This is a genomic window from Vibrio zhanjiangensis (assembly GCF_030161235.1).
Classification (GTDB): domain Bacteria; phylum Pseudomonadota; class Gammaproteobacteria; order Enterobacterales; family Vibrionaceae; genus Vibrio; species Vibrio zhanjiangensis.
Map to the genome: position 1 here is coordinate 111,672 of NZ_BSPW01000018.1, position 16,213 is coordinate 127,884.

The 16,213-nt window shown below is 42.3% G+C and carries 12 protein-coding genes; 8 read left to right on the forward strand and 4 right to left on the reverse strand.

Annotation, left to right across the window (positions count from 1 at the left end):
- The first annotated feature begins 199 nt into the window (after positions 1 to 199).
- Complete coding sequence (locus tag QQK21_RS04180) at positions 200 to 2,560, forward strand: Lon protease family protein (RefSeq protein ID WP_284190948.1); 2,361 nt, start codon at positions 200 to 202, stop codon at positions 2,558 to 2,560.
- A 42-nt stretch (positions 2,561 to 2,602) separates the two neighbouring features.
- Here the strand turns inward: QQK21_RS04180 and QQK21_RS04185 are convergent, their stop codons facing one another.
- Positions 2,603 to 3,601, reverse strand: a complete 999-nt coding sequence (locus QQK21_RS04185) for a 2-hydroxyacid dehydrogenase (RefSeq protein WP_284190949.1) — start codon at positions 3,599 to 3,601, stop codon at positions 2,603 to 2,605.
- A gap of 555 nt (positions 3,602 to 4,156) precedes the next feature.
- On the opposite strand from QQK21_RS04185, the gene QQK21_RS04190 reads away from it, so the two are divergent.
- The 6 genes from QQK21_RS04190 (at position 4,157) to QQK21_RS04215 (ending at position 12,078) form a co-directional block, all read left to right on the forward strand.
- Positions 4,157 to 5,794 carry a methyl-accepting chemotaxis protein gene (locus QQK21_RS04190; protein WP_284190950.1) on the forward strand — a complete coding sequence of 546 codons (1,638 nt, stop codon included), beginning with the start codon at positions 4,157 to 4,159 and terminating at the stop codon, positions 5,792 to 5,794.
- A 58-nt stretch (positions 5,795 to 5,852) separates the two neighbouring features.
- On the forward strand, positions 5,853 to 6,371 hold the full coding sequence (locus QQK21_RS04195; RefSeq protein ID WP_284190951.1) for an NUDIX hydrolase: 519 nt from the start codon (positions 5,853 to 5,855) through the stop codon (positions 6,369 to 6,371).
- Positions 6,372 to 6,517: 146 nt separating this feature from the next.
- Complete coding sequence (locus QQK21_RS04200; RefSeq protein WP_284190972.1) at positions 6,518 to 8,335, forward strand: extracellular solute-binding protein; 1,818 nt, start codon at positions 6,518 to 6,520, stop codon at positions 8,333 to 8,335.
- A 15-nt stretch (positions 8,336 to 8,350) separates the two neighbouring features.
- On the forward strand, positions 8,351 to 9,439 hold the full coding sequence (locus tag QQK21_RS04205; protein WP_284190952.1) for a microcin C ABC transporter permease YejB: 1,089 nt from the start codon (positions 8,351 to 8,353) through the stop codon (positions 9,437 to 9,439).
- Positions 9,440 to 10,477 carry an ABC transporter permease gene (locus tag QQK21_RS04210; RefSeq protein ID WP_284190953.1) on the forward strand — a complete coding sequence of 346 codons (1,038 nt, stop codon included), beginning with the start codon at positions 9,440 to 9,442 and terminating at the stop codon, positions 10,475 to 10,477.
- A gap of 2 nt (positions 10,478 to 10,479) precedes the next feature.
- Complete coding sequence (locus QQK21_RS04215) at positions 10,480 to 12,078, forward strand: ABC transporter ATP-binding protein (protein ID WP_284190954.1); 1,599 nt, start codon at positions 10,480 to 10,482, stop codon at positions 12,076 to 12,078.
- 33 nt (positions 12,079 to 12,111) lie between these two features.
- Here the strand turns inward: QQK21_RS04215 and QQK21_RS04220 are convergent, their stop codons facing one another.
- Entirely contained in the window at positions 12,112 to 12,909 is a 798-nt protein-coding gene (locus QQK21_RS04220) for a substrate-binding periplasmic protein (protein ID WP_284190955.1), read from the reverse strand.
- A gap of 101 nt (positions 12,910 to 13,010) precedes the next feature.
- On the opposite strand from QQK21_RS04220, the gene QQK21_RS04225 reads away from it, so the two are divergent.
- A complete protein-coding gene (locus QQK21_RS04225; protein WP_284190956.1) occupies positions 13,011 to 13,421 on the forward strand; it encodes an RNA-binding S4 domain-containing protein in 411 nt (136 codons plus the stop codon).
- 76 nt (positions 13,422 to 13,497) lie between these two features.
- On the opposite strand, the gene QQK21_RS04230 is transcribed toward QQK21_RS04225, so the two are convergent.
- Both QQK21_RS04230 and QQK21_RS04235 read right to left on the reverse strand, forming a co-directional pair.
- Complete coding sequence (locus tag QQK21_RS04230) at positions 13,498 to 13,689, reverse strand: hypothetical protein (protein ID WP_284190957.1); 192 nt, start codon at positions 13,687 to 13,689, stop codon at positions 13,498 to 13,500.
- A 40-nt stretch (positions 13,690 to 13,729) separates the two neighbouring features.
- Positions 13,730 to 16,087 (reverse strand): fatty acid cis/trans isomerase, encoded by a 2,358-nt coding sequence (locus QQK21_RS04235; protein WP_284190958.1) that lies wholly within the window; start codon positions 16,085 to 16,087, stop codon positions 13,730 to 13,732.
- Between the last annotated feature and the right edge of the window lie 126 nt (positions 16,088 to 16,213).

The window sequence follows — 16,213 nt, forward strand, 5'->3', positions numbered from 1 at the left end:
ACCAAAGTTGTTACTGACACTATTTAAATGCAATTGATTCGCTAATGCAAATAATTATCATTTAATTGTTGTTTATGAGAGAAATTGAGTGATATTTCGCCACTTGAACCCTGAATGTGCCTAAGTCACTAAAATATAAATAAAACTAGCCTACACTTGGAACTTATAAAGAAAAAATACAACGATGAGGAAAATAGAGATGGCAATTCAAAGGCTTGAATCAAGCCAGCTGTATCATGCTGCTCAGCTAGAAATGCTGCCATGCAAGTCAACGAAAGAGCTGGCTCCTATTGATGAAATTGTTGGTCAAGAGCGCGCGCAGAAGGCGGTAGAATTTGCGATGTCCATAAAAGAAAAGGGCTACAACATCTATGCTATCGGCCAAAATGGGTTAGGTAAACGCACTATGATTATGCGTTATCTAAATCGCCATCAACATGACGCAAAAGCGCTTTATGATTGGTGTTATGTCGCCAATTTCGAGGATATTCGGACACCTAAGGTACTGGCTCTTCCTCGAGGTATTGGCAGTCAGCTTAAACATGACATTGAAAAGTTAATGTCAAAGTTGGTGAATGCTATTCCGTTAGCCTTTGATAATGAGCTTTATTACAGTCGTGCAGATAAGCTCAAAAATCAGTTGGCTCAGAAACAAGAAGCTGAATTAGCTGCTATTACAAAAGAAGCAAAAGCGAAAGGAATCAACTTAACCATTACCACTCAGGGTGACTATCAATTTGTTGCTATGAATGGTGAAGAGATGCATACCGAAGAATCGTTTGAAGAGTTAACCAAAAAGGAACAAGAGTATTTTGGTGCGACGATTGACGAACTTGAAATCAAGTTGCGCGATATGGTTCGACAGCTCACAGAGTGGGAAGAGGCGTATAGTGAAAAGATTAAAAAACTCAATGATGATGTCACTCTTGATGTTATCACCCATTTCATTAAACAATTAAAAAAAGACTACTCCGGCTACCCAACTATCAAAACGTATTTGACGGATTTGCAGCAAGATATTGTCGATAATGCAGATATTTTTCTTGAGCAAAGTGGTGAGCAGGCCGAAGTTGCTACCGCATCGCTAGATAAAAAATTGCCCAGACGCTACAAGGTTAACGTTCTTGTAAGCCGTAAGACGGATGAATTTCCTATCGTGGTAGAAGAGAATCCCAATTATCATAGATTGTTTGGCTACATCGAAACCGCAACGTTTAAAGGCACAGTGTTCACAGATTTTTCATTGATACGTCCAGGTAGTTTGCATAAAGCCAACGGTGGCGTATTGATGATTGATGCCCAGAAAGTGTTGGAGCAGCCTTACGTATGGGATGGCTTAAAGCGTGCTTTAAGAGCACGAAAGATAAGTTTTACTTCGTTAGAAAAAGAGGTCACTCTGACCGGCACTGTATCGCTTGATCCAGAAGCAATACCTCTGGATGTAAAAATAATCCTATTTGGCGATTATCGAACTTATCAGCTTCTTCAACACTACGATCCTGAGTTTAGCGAATTGTTTCGTGTCACAGCGGATTTTGAAGATGAAATGGCGCGAAGTCCTGAATCCGAGCTGCATTATGCACGTTTTATTTCAAGTGTGGTTAATGATAACAACATGCTACATTGTGACAAAAAGGCCATTGCCCGTATCATTGAGCACAGTTCTCGGTTATCTGGGGATCAAACCAAGTTATCCTTGCACTCAGCAAATATTGCCAATTTGCTCAGAGAGTCAAACTATGTTGCGCGTCAAGCAAATTCAAACATGATCCGTGCGAGTCATGTTGAAGAAGCGCTTGCCAACCAAGAACTTCGTGTTAGCCGATTGAAAGATAGTGTGATGGAAGGTTTTATCAACGGTACGACACTATTACAAACACATGGTAACGCTGTTGGTCAAGTTAACGCATTATCAGTGCTGAGTACTAGCGAATATATGTTTGGAGCGCCTAACCGGATTACTGCGACGACCTGCTACGGTGATGGTGAAGTGATTGATATTGAACGTAGCGTGGATTTGGGAGGCAGTATTCACTCAAAAGGGGTGATGATACTGACAGCTTATTTGTCCTCTGTTTTTGGCAAGACCGCCAAGGTACCACTGAAAACGACCATCACTTTTGAGCAATCATACGGTGGTGTTGATGGAGATAGCGCAAGTATGGCTGAGTTTTGCGCAGTCGTTTCAGCATTTTCACGGCAACCTAACTGCCAAAGCATGGCCATTACAGGCTCTATGAACCAATTTGGCCAAGCTCAGCCGATTGGTGGTGTGAACGAAAAAATCGAAGGCTTTTTCGATGTGTGTGGGATCAAGGGGCGTGATAATAATCAAGGTGTTATTATTCCCAGAGCGAACATGCATAATCTCATGTTAAGGCCTGATGTTGTTAAAGCCATAGAACGTGGAGAATTCCATATATGGGCGATTGACCATGTGACGGAAGCCATCGAATTGTTTATGGGAAGGCCTGCTGGAGAGCCGAGTGATGAAGGTAGCTACCCCATTGATACCATATTTGGTATCGCGCAGGCCAAACTAAACGCATTACGAAAATAATAAACGCAAGTGAACTGGGCTTTCTGTTGAAAGCCCAACTTCTTATCCGTTGATTAGCTCATTTCCTGATGTTTTCTTGCGGTGGAACGTATCAATATTGTCGAGAGTGGTGTCGGCAATATTACCGAGAGCTTCGTTAGTTAGGAAAGCTTGGTGACCGGTGAAGAGAACGTTGTGACAGGCAGAGAGGCGACGGAAGACATCATCAACAATAATGTCATTGGATTTATCGCGGAAAAATAGGTCTTTTTCATTTTCGTAGACATCAAGTCCTAATGCACCAATTCTGCCCGTTTTGAGTGCCTCAATAGCTGCTACCGCATCCAATAGACCACCTCTGCTTGTGTTAATGATCATGACACCATCTTTCATCTTATCGAAAGCAGAGCTATCCAAAAGATGATAGTTCTCTTCGGACATTGGGCAATGCAGTGTGATAACGTCACTTTTTTCAAAAAGTTCTTCTTTACTGCAATAGGTCGCTCCAAGTTCCAGCGCTAAGGGATTTTCGAAGGGATCGTGGCAGAGTATTGTCATACCTAACCCCTTAAGAATACGCATGGTAGCAATGCCTATCTTGCCAGTACCAATCACTCCTACGGTTTTGCGGTGAAAGTTATAACCAACCAAGCCCTCAAGAGAAAAATTCGCATCTCGAGTTCGTTGATATGCTTTGTGAAAACGTCGATTCAGACACATCATTAAGCCAACAGTATGCTCAGCAACAGATTCAGGAGAGTAAGCAGGTACTCTCACTACCTGTATGCCAAGGGTTTTTGCCGCAGTAAGGTCGACGCGATCAAACCCAGCACATCGCATGGCAATAAGCTCCACACCCTGCAAAGATAGCTCTTTTAGTACTGGCGCTGACAAATCGTCATTGACAAAAGCGCAGACAACTTTACAGCCATGAGCCATCTTGGCGGTTTTCTTCGTGAGCGGGAAATCATGAAAATGGAGTTTGAAGCCAAAGGGTTTGTTGGCTTTATTAAAAGATACTTCGTCATAAGACTTAGCACTGAATAGGGCGACATCTAACATATGAACCTCGAAATTTTCTGTGAGGAAAAAACTAGCCATATTGAAACGTGAAATTGCACAAAGTTAAAGAACTAATTAAGAGCGGATTCTCATCTGTTGAGTTATTTGGGAAGAATAAAGGGCTTTAATCGCGGTGAGATAGTAGTGTTGTTGTTTTCAGCAAGGCCCAGCGTTTTGCAAAGTAATTGATTTTTGCTGTGAACACTTATGGATATCTGTCCGTCTAACCTAGGAAGATATTATCCTTTGCCCCGATTTTACCGTATCAAAGACTTAAAAAAGGCAATAAAAATCAGATCAAAGTCTCATAAACCCTTAGTGATAAAAAGCCATAAATCCGAATAAAAAGTGAGTTTCCACCTATGGTTGTAATATTGCTTTTGTTACTAATAGAAAAAGCGCATAAATTTCATCCAAATTGCCCGTAAAGATCAAAAATTGCTGCTAAATTATTAGAGATTAATAAAATTGCTCTTGGCTTTATTATCAGTTAGTTATGTGAGTGTCGTAGTTGGGAGCTTATAAGTGTTTAATCTTTGGCTAGGGTATTGAAGCATGATCACACAAAAGCTATCTGAAGTGTCCATTGCGACACGTGCATGGTCCATATTAGTTTTATTTGCTATTGGGCTATTAGCGAATACATTCCTAAATATCGGAAAATCTCGCGAGCATATGCGGGAGAACTACGAGCGTGGTGTATCAACGCTTGTTGAAGCCGCAACCGGTGTCGCAAAGCACCACTATCAAGAGTATCAATCAGGTATTATCTCGGAAAGTGAGGCGCAGTCACGCACGCTTAAAACAATATCAGAGATGCGATTTGATGGTAATAACTACGTCTTTGTAGTAAGTCGAGAAGGTGTACAACTTGCGTCGGGCGTGGAATCACTTATCGGCAAAAACATTATTGGGCTTCAGGACAGTACAGGACGTTTCTTTGTACAAGATTTGTATGCATTGGCTCAAAAAGGTGGTGGATTCGTCGATTACTATTGGAAAAATCCCGATTCTACAACGGCCGATCTTAAAACAAGTTATGCGACTATTTTTCAACCATGGGGTTGGATGATTGGCTCTGGTATGAATATGCTCGCTTTGAAAGAAGATACGCATAAATCAGAAATAGCGTCCATCAGTTATGCCATAGGTATTCTAATTCTGTTGTCGATAGCAATCGGCTTTTTTATCCAAACTATCACAGCGCCGCTAAAACGCACAGTACAAGCCATGCAAACCTTATCCAAAGGAGAGGGGGATTTGACGCAGCGCTTAGAGGAAAGTGGCTGTAAAGAGTTGGTGGATTTAGCCAAGTATTTTAACCAATTTGTCGCATCAGTTCAGGATATCATGCTCAATATCAGTGATGCCGGTAGTGAAGTATCGAGTGCAGCTGGACAACTATCAAGGTCTGCGCTGCATATCGACCATAGTCTCAATCAGCAACGAACCGATGTGGAAACCTTGGCCAGTGCGATGACGGAGATGCTGGCGACTGTTGAGGAAGTAGCAGCACGGACGGTAGAGGCGAATGACGCGAGTCGACTGGCGGCGAAAGAAGCGAATTTGAGCCATGCAATCATCGATAAGAACGTGAATGGCGCAAATGAGCTCGCTGCGGAAATACAGTCCGCCAGTCAAGTCGTACAACAATTGGCTTCAGACGCTCGTAATGTTGATACCGTTCTCGAAGTAATCCGAGGCGTTGCCGAACAAACGAACTTATTGGCGCTAAACGCGGCTATTGAGGCTGCAAGGGCTGGTGAACAAGGGCGAGGTTTTGCTGTCGTTGCTGATGAAGTTAGGAGCCTATCGTTAAGAACACATGAATCTACACTGGAGATTCAGAATATCGTAGAGAAGCTCCAAGTCGGTGCAGAAAATGTAGTGAAAGTCATGGATCATGGTACCGCTCAAGCAACAAATGCTTCTGAGTTATCAAGCCAAGCTGGTTCTGCAATTAACAAGATTAATCAGGAAGTGCATACCATCGAAGAAATGAATCAGCATATTGCGACTGCAGCAGAAGAACAATCGCTCACTGTCAACGAGATGAACCGAAATATGGTTAGTCTTAGTGATATGGCATCGTCGGTTTCGGCGGAGTCTGCTCAGATGGCGAGTGCAAGTACTGAGCTTGACCGTGTTTCAGATAATTTGATATCAATGATTCATCGCTTCAAACTCGCTTAAATAACGCTTTGATTGTTATGGTAGAATCGACTCAAATAGATCACTACTTAAGATCACAATGAGACACTTAAAAACATCTATCCATCCTGAGCTTGACCACTTGGGTAATAAAACGATTATCCAGAGAATAGCGGCCAGAGCAATTGTAGTTGATGGAGAGGAGGTTCTACTTCTTTATACCCATCGGTATCAAGACTACACAATCCCAGGCGGTGGTATCGATCATGGGGAAGACATTATTTCTGCGATGGTGAGAGAGTTAAAGGAAGAAACTGGCGCTCAAAATATCCACAATATAAAGCCATTTGGCATTTATGAAGAGTTTCGGCCATGGCACAAACCTGAGGCTGACGTAATACACATGCACTCATATTGTTACACCTGTAAGGTTGATCGTAAGCTTGGAAAGCCATCTTATGAAGACTACGAGATCAAAAATGGTATGGAAGCGATGTGGGTCAATATTCACAAAGCGATTGCTCACAATGAAGAGACCATTGCTAACAGCCCCCAAAAAGGCATGAGTATTGAACGAGAAACATTTCTTCTACACTTGATTGCTAAGGAAATGATGTAAACCACATAGGGCATTTAGCATATTTTATTATTGGCTTGAGAGCACATTTTTGTTGCGAGTATTTCGATAGGTGTTGTATAAGTGCCTATACTTATCTAAGTGTTTGAATTGTTAATAATAAGCTAAGGTTGGGAAGCATGTTGCCTATGACGCAAATACGCCGCTTTATTTTAGGAGTGATACTCGCTAGCATAAGTTCTGTTGGGCACGCCAAAGTTATTGAAACAACCAGCTTGGTAGGATTTGGTAAAGCGAAGTACCCAGACAACTTTGCCCACTTTGATTATGTAAACCCCAATGCCCCCAAATATGGCAAGATTACCTATGGTCAGATTGGGACTTACGACAACTTTAATCGTTATGCATCTCGAGGTGTTCCTGCAGCAGCAACAGGGGAGTTATATGACTCTTTAATGTATTCTCCCAGTGATGAAATTGATGCTTATTACCCGTTAATTGCTGAAAAAGTGAGATACTCTGATGACTATACTTGGCTTGAATTAGACATCAATCCTAAGGCTCGCTTTCATGATGGGGTAGCGATTACTGCTGAAGACGTTGCTTTTACCTTCGATAAGTTCATGACCGAAGGTGTGCCTCAATACCGTGTCTACTACAAAGATATCAAGTCAGTAACGGCGAAAGATAAGTATACGGCGCGCATTGAGATGGCAACCCCAAATCGTGAAAAAATGTTTAGCTTTGCTCAATCAACCCCTGTTTTACCCAAGCATTTTTGGCTAGATAAATCCTTTTCAGAGCCACTCTCTACTCCTCCAGTGGGCAGCTCAGCGTATAAAATCATCGACTATAAGGTTGGTCAAAGTGTGACCTATGGGTTGGTAGAGGATTATTGGGCGAAGGATCTTCCAGTCAATATCGGCCGTAACAACTTCAAGCAAATTCAATACGACTACTATCGTGATGATACCGTTATGCTCGAGGCGTTTAAGGCAGGTGAATTCGATTTTCGTCTTGAAACATCAGCAAAATTTTGGGCCAATTCCTATACTGGTACTAACTTTGACAAGGGGTACATAAGTAAGCAGGAAATTCCACATCAAAAACCAGAGAGCACTCAGGGGTTCGTTTTTAATACTCAGCGGGAATTATTTAAAGACGTCCGAGTGCGTGAAGCATTGAGCTACGCAATGGACTTTGAATGGATGAATAAAAACATGTTCTATAGTCAGTACTCTAGAACCAGAAGTTATTTTCAAAATACGGACTATGAAGCGAAAGGTTTGCCGACAGAGCAAGAAATCAAAGTCTTGGAGCGGTTTAAAAATCAAATTCCTTCACGAGCTTTAACTCAAGAGTATCAGCCACCTAAAACGGATGGTTCTGGTCGCATTCGTGCTCAGATGAGAACGGCATTTAAACTGTTAAAAGAAGCGGGTTGGGAACTAAAAGATAAAGTGTTAACTAACACCAAGACAGGTGAACCTTTTCGTTTTGAATTGATGATTTACAGCCCAACCGATGAACGTATTGCCATACCGCTACAAAAAAATATGAAGCGAATGGGTATTGATATGAAAATCCGCACTATCGATACTACGCAATACACAAAGCGATTGAGAGATAGAGATTTTGATATGATCTCTAGGGGGTATTCTGCCAACCCCTATCCAAGCCCTAATTTGATGATCATATGGAACTCCAATTATATAGATTCAACTTATAATTATGCTGGAGTCATGGACCCTGTGGTTGATAGTCTCACTTCAGAAATTGCACAAAAGCAACAAGATCCAGATGCTTTGCTTACATTAGGACGTGTTCTCGACAGAGTATTACAATGGAATTTTTACATTATTCCCCAATGGCACGTAAGTACATATCGTGTTGCTATGTGGGATAAGTTTGAACGCCCTGAAACTATACCAAAGTACGACCTTGGTGTTGATACTTGGTGGGTTTCTAAAGACAAAGCTGCCAAGCTACCTGAAAAACGTCGCTAAATTTGAGAGGTATAGATGACTGCTTATATCTTTCGCCGATTGTTGTTAGTGATCCCGACTTTGTGGGCGATCATAACGATTAATTTTTTTATTATTCAGATTGCACCGGGCGGTCCTGTTGAGCAAGCCATTGCTCAGCTTGAAGGAAATAGCTCTGGTATTATGGAACGCTTTGCTGGCGGTGGGAGTGAGGTGTCCCTTGATCTCGGTAAGGACGTTAGTCCAAGTGGGTATAAAGGCTCAAGGGGCCTCGACCCTCAGGTAGTAGAAGAAATCAAAAAGCAGTTTGGTTTTGATAAGCCAATTCTTGAGCGTTACATAAACATGCTTAAAGATTATGCCACTTTTAATTTTGGCCAGAGTCTTTTTAAGGGTGGAAATGTCATTGACTTAATTGTGGAGCGATTGCCAGTCTCTATTTCTTTGGGGCTGTGGAGCACATTGATCATCTACTTTATCTCCATTCCACTAGGCGTCCTGAAGGCTATTCATCATGGTTCAAGATTTGATATATGGTCGAGTGCAGTGGTTATTGTCGGTTACGCAATTCCTGGTTTTCTGTTTGCGATCATACTGATTATTTTATTTGCCAGTGGTAATTACTTTAGTTGGTTCCCTTTGAGAGGGCTAGTGTCAAGCGACTTTGCGCAGTTGGTATGGTACGAGCAGATCCTCGATTATTTTTGGCACCTAACCTTGCCGATATTTGCGATGGTAATAGGTGGGTTTGCCACTTTAAGTATGTTAACGAAAAACTCGTTTTTGGATGAAATTAATAAGCAATATGTCGTGACGGCAAGAGCGAAAGGTCTAGATGAAAGGAGCATTCTTTATAAGCATGTTTTCCGTAATGCCATGTTAATTATTATCGCTGGTTTTCCTGCAGCATTTATCAGTATTTTCTTCACAGGTTCAATGCTAATAGAAGTGATGTTTTCATTAGAAGGAATTGGTTTGCTGGGGTTTGAGTCGACGATACAGCGAGATTACCCTGTGGTGTTTAGCTCTCTCTATATCATGACCTTACTAGGGCTAATTTTGAGCATTATTTCTGACCTAACATACACTTGGGTCGACCCCAGAATTGATTTTGAGGCCCGCTAGATGCAAAAAAATAAAGTCGCTAATCCGTTAAATCAGGCTCGATGGCAAAGGTTTAAAGCGAACAAACGAGGCTTTTGGTCGCTAAGTGTTTTTTTGGTGCTTTTCGTTATCAGCTTATTTGCAGAGCTTATCGCCAATGATAAGCCCATCTTGGTTGAGTACGATGGTGGATGGTATTTCCCTATCACGACTCAGTACGCCGAAACCGTATTTGGGGGGGAATTTGAAACGGAAGCTGACTACACAGACCCCTATGTTGTAGATCTTATTAAAGAAAAAGGTTACATGATTTGGCCGATCATACGATTTAGCTACAGCACAATAAACTATAACATCTCTGGCTCGGTGCCCTCAGCGCCTGATAGCGTAAATTGGCTTGGTACAGACGACAAAGGTCGTGATGTCTTGGCTCGTATCATTTACGGTTTTCGTATCTCCGTTTTGTTTGGCATCGTTCTTACAGTAGTTTCCAGCGTAATTGGGGTTATTGCGGGGGCAACACAGGGTTATTATGGCGGTTGGCTTGACTTATTTGGTCAGCGATTTATTGAAGTTTGGTCTGGGATGCCAACGTTGTTTTTGCTGATTATTTTATCGAGTTTCGTGGAACCGAACTTTTGGTGGTTGCTGGGTATTATGGTGCTATTTAGTTGGATGAGTTTGGTTGGTGTTGTGAGGGCTGAGTTTTTGCGCTGCAGAAACTTCGACTACGTTAGGGCAGCGCTTGCTATGGGTGTAAATGATAGCCGAATCATGAGAAGGCATATGCTGCCCAATGCCATGGTTGCGTCTTTAACCATGATGCCTTTTATTCTCTCGGGATCAGTCACAACATTAACGTCATTGGACTTTCTTGGTTTTGGTCTCCCTGCAGGTTCACCTTCTCTTGGTGAATTGCTAGCACAAGGGAAAGCTAACTTGCAGGCGCCTTGGCTTGGCTTCTCCGCTTTCTTGGTATTGTCAATCATGCTCACCTTATTAGTGTTTATTGGTGAAGCGGTGCGAGATGCCTTTGACCCTCATCATCAAGGTAGATAACTATGACGACGAAAGAAATACTTGCATTGGATGGTGTGTCGGTCGGCTTTGGTGTTGGGAAAAATATACAGCAAGTGACAAAAAAGGTCTCTTTTACTATAGCGAAAGGCGAGACATTGGCGTTAGTTGGAGAAAGTGGTTCTGGTAAATCCGTTACGGCCAATGCGATTCTCAAACTGCTTCCTAAAGGAGTCTCTCATTACCTTGACGGTTCGATCAACTTTGATGGTATAGACATACTTAATTGTTCTGAACGCCAACTAAGAGGAATACGAGGTAAGCGTATAGGAATGATTTTTCAAGAACCCATGGTGTCGCTTAACCCACTGCATAAAGTGGGCAAGCAATTGACTGAAACGTTAGCGATACACAGTGGTGTCCGTCAAACCCAAGCCGAAGAGGTTGCCATTGAGTGGTTGGAGAAAGTGGGTATTCGCTACCCCAAAGTGAAGATCAATGCCTATCCTCACGAGCTATCGGGCGGTGAAAGGCAAAGGGTAATGATTGCTATGGCCCTGATAAATAAACCAGAGCTGCTCATTGCTGATGAACCAACCACTGCACTCGATGTATCGGTTCAAGCACAGATATTGGAATTATTGAGAGACTTACAAAATGAGTTAGGTATGGCGATGCTCTTCATTACGCATGACTTGAGCATAGTTCGCCGGATTGCAGACAAAGTGGCGGTCATGCAAAACGGAGAGTTAGTTGAGCAGGCCGATTGTTACTCTCTTTTTTCTCAGCCAGCGCATCCTTATACACAAACACTCATCCATTCCGATCCTCGGGGTGTACCTGTCGATGTTTCTGAAGGTTCTGAGAGCTTGATACAAGTCGATAAGCTTAAAGTATGGTTCCCTGTCACAGGCGGGTTGTTTAAAAGGGTTGTCTCACATATCAAAGCAGTAACTGATATGGACTTTAATCTTAAACGTGGACATTCATTAGGTATAGTGGGTGAAAGTGGATCTGGAAAATCCACAACAGGTATGGCGATTTTGCGTTTGGTGAATTCAGAAGGTTCTATCTGTTATCAGCAAAAGGAGTTGCAAGGGCTTAAGCGAAAAGACATGCTTCCGTACCGTAGCAAAATGCAGGTTGTCTTTCAGGACCCATTTTCAGCGCTAAATCCCAGAATGTCTGTTGCTCAAGTGATTGGTGAAGGTCTGTATGTTCATCATGGTGAACTCGATGAAACAACCGTCGATACAATGATTTGTGATGCGATGGAAGATGTTGATTTAGACCCCGAAACTCGTTATCGGTATCCCAATGAATTCTCAGGAGGCCAACGACAAAGGATTGCAATAGCGAGGGCTTTGGTGCTTAGGCCTGAATTCATTTTGCTCGATGAGCCAACATCATCTCTTGACCGGACGGTTCAAGCTCAAGTACTTGATCTTTTGAAATCGCTTCAACAAAAGTATTGTTTAACCTATCTGTTCATTAGCCATGATCTCAATGTTGTGAAGTCGCTTTGCCACCATACAATGGTAATGAAAGACGGATTGGTTGTAGAGAGTGGAAGAACTGATCAGCTATTTGAAAATCCTCAACATGCATACACGAGACAATTAGTTGAGCTTTCCAGTTTTTAAGAGTCTGACAGAAAATGAAGAAGGTGGGCACTATTACAGGTCTTGTTCTAGGTAGGCTTTTACAATCCCTTCAAGTTCCCCAGTCTCTTCCAATTTAGTGAGTATGGAGTTAAAGGTTTTAACGAAATCATCTTTATAGGGATACTGCTCAGGCTGAATAGTGGTAAAACCGAGGTAGCCTTGCTCAGCGCTGACGACTGCGCCTAATGTCAGTTGCCAACCTTCTGGGAGCAAGCCGTCGCTGGTCATACGTTTTATTTCCCACAAGATGGATAACCGATCGTTCATATAACAATCTATTTTCTTTTCGTACAGCTTGATCAAACTCAGTCGGCTGCCCTTGGCTTCGGATATGGTGATTTTTCCAGCTTTAACCGCATCCCAAAATTCGTTTCCACCAAGAGCAAAGGCTTCATTTACTCCAATAGTCAGCCCTAAATAATCGCTAGGCCATTTACCAAGCGGTCTATCTTTAACACTGTCGGTATTACAAAAAACAACGACTTCTTCATTCAAAATAGGTTTTGAATAGGGTGATATGTAAAGTCGTTTATCGGCATAGTAATAGGGAGGATATAAAGCAAACCCTCTCCCTGACTCAAGCATTTTCAAGCCACGTTTCCATGGTATGGGAACAATTTTGACTTGATAGGCGGGCATGTCCCTAAACACACGCCTAAGTATGTCACTGTAGATGCCTTTGGCAATGCCGTCCTCTACGTAGCTATACGGAGGGTATGCGTCGTCGCCATAAACCAACACTTTGATGGGTGGCTCAAACGCATTCGCTTGCCACGAAAGCAAAAGTGTAATCAGTGTCCATTTGAGCAAAGCGGGTCCCTTTGATGCGCTCTTTCTATGAATAACTTTAGTTTATTTATGGCAAGATAGGCATTAGACTTTGCTTTTTCGCCGTTTAATTGAAGCAAAATATGACAGAAGACGACAAAAATCCTGAAGAAATTGAGGTTGAAGCGATAGGGGTTGAGGTATCTAGCCAACCTATTGAGTTGTACAAGGTATTTAAAATAGCCAATTTGGTCGGAGGTGGAGGTGAAGCCAAGCACCTTATTGCTGAAGGTTATGTTGCAGTAAACGGTGAGCTTGAAACTCGTAAGCGGCGTAAAATGTACGATGGTGATGTGTTTGAGTTTAACCAAGAGTTTTACGTAGTGCTCTGCAATGCTGGTTTGGTTGAGCAAGAAAACGGTGATGGGCAGACGTCCACACCTGATGTTCAGTCTCAAAATCAAGCCACCCTAGCTGATAAAGATAAAACTAAAAAAGAAAACTCAGGCAAAAAGAAGAATAAGCTTGGTCGCTCGGATATTGATTTCTTCTAAAAACTCTATATTGACCAGTGTTTTTAGGTAGAGAGTGTTACCAAAAAAAGCCCCGTACTTTACGGGGCTTTAGTGGTCAATACCAAAGGTCTTCGGGGGATATCTTACTTTCTTCAGGTGCATAGGAATCATCGTCGAGTGGATGCTCAGTTTGACTTCGCAGACTCTCCAATTGATACTCAAGCATTTGGACAGTGTCGTAATCACCCTCTGAGCAAGCAATATATATCTGCTGCTCGATAGCTCGCATACTATCTCGAATACTCATGCCCTACCTCCTGCGTTCTAAAACGCTTGGCCGAATAGTTTTACCTATTCTCAAAACGATTATAGTCAAGGAGGCCAAATTCTACAGGTTGATCTTTCCTATACCATTGGTGAATTTTGTCACTAAAAGACCAAAAATTTGCCGAGCTTCTTCGGATTGCAAATTTATCCAATAACTTAACGTAGTCTTGCTCCGTTTTGACTTGCGCGATCATTTTTACAAGTAGAGGAATTTGTTTTTCATGTAGGGATAAAAATGCGCCAGGGTAGCTGCCGATAACACCATGCACCAAGGTAAAATCATCATTATCGTAGTCTCTGTTGTTTTGTTCATCGAACAGGCTTGAGATATTGGTATGAGCGTTGTTGTGTAATAATGTGAATACTTGGCTTTCACCTGATTGCGATTCAATGAGCAATATTACAATCTGAGGGAAATATGCGACGCCGCGACCTCTCAGGTCATCAATGGTTCTGAGAAGTTTTTCATGCTCTAGAGAAAGGCCGGTTTGTTCTATAGCGTAACGATGGTTTAAAACGGGAGAAAGCTGAGTTTTTAGTATGTCATACAGCTCTTGTTTAGGTTGGTCGGTCTGATAGGGCACCTGACTTGGTTGATTAAAAGGTTTAACGTTGCGTTGTAGGAAGTCACTCAATTGAGTACTTTGGTCTTGGTACCAGCTTGATTGTTCAACATGACGCATGTCTTTGGGGAGCAAAGCGACAAAATTGCTTTCGCCCTCTAAACGGAGAAAATCCATGAACATACGTGTCATTAGTTGGTGACCAAAGTTACCGTAAACATCAAATCCAGCCACAAGTAGGTAGTGAATACGCTCGATAAGCGCATAGTCAAGTATCCATGCAGTTTTAGGTGGTTTACCGACTAGGCCTTGAACGACGGACGCGCTATCAAAATGGCGAAATACCGTTAGTGCTGCATTTGGATTGGTGCCATTGCCTGTCCAAATGACATCGGTTGTTAAGTTTTGACCGTCTTTAAACCACTTGTTGATGAAGTCCGATTTAGCCTCTAAGTAGCGGGCTTGCTGACGTGAATAGACGACCCAATTTGTAATCGGTACTGTGTTACTTTCTAGCTCTCCGGGGAGTCTTAAATTGTCTGCTTGAGATCGATAAAACTCATTGACTTCAGGTATATCTGATTTATCAGGGTCCAAAAAGAAAACCCAAAAGCGATCGTTAATCACATTTAAAGCTAACTGACCACGGCATACGGGGCCTTTGATATAAGCGTTGATGGTATTTTGCGCGTTATCGAGCATAAATTTGAACCGCGCTTTCACTGGTAAATCGATGAACGCGGTCATGGGGTTAGCTGACACTTCCACAGAATAGTCGGGGAGTGCGGAGACATCGTATTGCGCGTCAATAAACCATTGCTGCCAATTGGATAGGCGTTGTTTGTTGAGTGCAAAAGGCATGTGCGTTTTATCGACAATGGTTGATTCGACAGGAATTAATCGGTAGTAAACTGTCTCGACTTTAGGATCATCATATGGGCGGCGAGTTGAGATTCGCTCAACAGGTTGGCCTGGAGGTGTCGCTGAGCGGATTAACGTAAAGAATCGTGGTGTACTTTCGTTAAGATCGGAAAAGTATAAATGCGATAGAAACAGATGCTCATAGATATACCTTGCCATTAGCTGAGCTTTACGTGAATTCTGGTTCAAGAATTGCTCATAGTTTTTGATTAAGGTTTCCTGATCTGAGGTCAACGATAAAGGTGCATTCATACGAGCATTGTTTTGCAGCCATAATATTAATGTTGAATATTCTTCTGGCGTTAGGTTGGGCATTCCATATGGCATTCCCCACTCAGGGTACTTGCTTTCATACTGGCTATATTCCTCGATAGTGGGGCATTGTTGATCTCGGTCAACAGCGAAATCAAATCCTTCAAGTTGTGCTTGTTCTGGCAAGGGATGTTTTTGTTTTTGAATCAACATCTTTGCCATTAACCCTGCTTCTATATTGGCGACCGGAGATTGTTGACGCTCATTGAGTACCGGATAAAAACCAAAATCTCGCCATTGAGCAGTGTTTTGAGCATCTTCAAATAACCGTGTCGGCGTAGCCGCTGTAAGGCGTGTACCTTGGTAAATGAGTGTTTTACTCGCCCCTCGATCAATACCTGCAGTGGAGGAAAGTTTGAGCTGGCAAGGAGCATCGTAACAGGCGTGGCATACCACGCAGCGGTTATCAATAATGGGTTTAACTTCATCAAGATAGAAATCACTAGACTGTGAAGATGTGCCCACTAGCCTCTCTCTGGGATAGGCATCACCAAACAATTGATCATAGTTAAACCCCGCATATGTCGCACAGCCTGCAAATATTGTAATAAAAGAAAGTATGAGGAGTTTACGTATATTCATGAGAAAAATAGCTGCCTAAACAAGTCCGATAATTGCAGCAGAAGGATACTTAAATAGCAAATAAATCACCACTTAAAGTCAATCAATTAGGTATTTTTGAACAGATTTTACATGCTGTTTCAGACA